At 30.6% G+C, this 1,249-nt stretch carries 2 protein-coding genes; both read right to left on the minus strand.

Annotated elements, in window-relative coordinates; genetic code table 11:
* Positions 1-104: 104 nt before the first annotated feature.
* Entirely contained in the window at positions 105-677 is a 573-nt protein-coding gene (locus AC1DDX_RS27520; RefSeq protein ID WP_172663413.1) for a hypothetical protein, read from the minus strand.
* Between the two features lie 20 nt (positions 678-697).
* Positions 698-1,249: hypothetical protein (locus AC1DDX_RS27525; protein WP_477623047.1), on the minus strand; the 552-nt coding region annotated here is incomplete at its 5' end.

A 1,249-nucleotide genomic window follows, 5' to 3' on the forward strand; every position in this document is an offset into this window, starting at 1 on the left:
GTATCTGGAAAACTCCATCAACCTTAGACAAGCTCAATAGACCGAATCAATCAATAATGATCATTAAATCCGGTTGTTTATGCGTTTGATGTTAGCGGTAATCTTTATTCAGGTACTTTGTCGTAAATGGTCATGTTTACTGGGATTTTTACTTCTCGTTTAAGTCTTCCAAAAATATTTCCGGGCATTTCAAATTCGATGGTAATGTATCCTTTCAGTCTCTCATAAGTTTTATTAAGCTCTATATCAATCGCTAGATTTTCACATAGAACATTATTGTGTTCCCACAGACCACCTTCTCGCAAGTAGACAGCTCTACCCTTATCTACAAATTGTAGTTTTTCATTTTTTTCATTTACCAAGTTATAGCCTTTAAATATATAAGTGGCAAAATCGGAAATGTCGTTGTCTTTATTTTTTAATGAATGATTATTCTTATTATACTCATCAAGTTTTTCCTTTGATAAAGGATACCTTGTTACTATATATAATTCATCTGTTGGCTGCTTTTCAATTTCTGTAATATTTCCGATTGTCACTTTTGCGTTTTTTACAATTTCATCTAAGAACTGGTTGGTTTCCTGTTTAGTGTATTTGTAAGCGGGTTTACCGCTTCCATCACAACCGATAAGAACAACGGACGAGATGATAAAAAGTAATAGTCGATATATCTTCATTCTTTGGTTATATACTCGGTTTATAAATTTAGTTTACTGTTAAAAGCGCTGAATGTATTTATTTTTGGCAATGGTTTTACAGTGTTTTTTTTAATCGTCTTTTTAAGAATTTTCTCCGAGCCAAGTGCTTTTGTAATCTCAATTCTTTTTCCTGTGAGAAGATTAAATTCGGTTTCGGTTGTTAAATTTTTACCATCCCAAGCTACTGAGGATATATTTTGTAGTTCAAAATTCCCATTATTGAATTTGAACTTATGAATAAGGTGATTTTCTTTGACTTCAGAAATCATATACAAGCAGTTATCTTTAATATCAAAATTTGGTATTTGATTTCCGCAATATTTCCCATTTGGATATTGCGGTTCTATTAATTTTTCAGTAGATACGTTAAGTAAATATTTTCCATTTGGTTTTAAAAAAAATATTTGTAATCTCAAAGGCTGAGTTTTATTAATGGTATCCATTGTTACTATAATTTTATCAGTTAAACCATCGCTATTTAAATCGCCTTTTTCAGTTCTAACTGGGTAAGTAAAATTACCTTTTAATTTTTGTGCATGTAAATAGATACT

This window comes from Pedobacter sp. 10L46_2 (assembly GCF_056395165.1).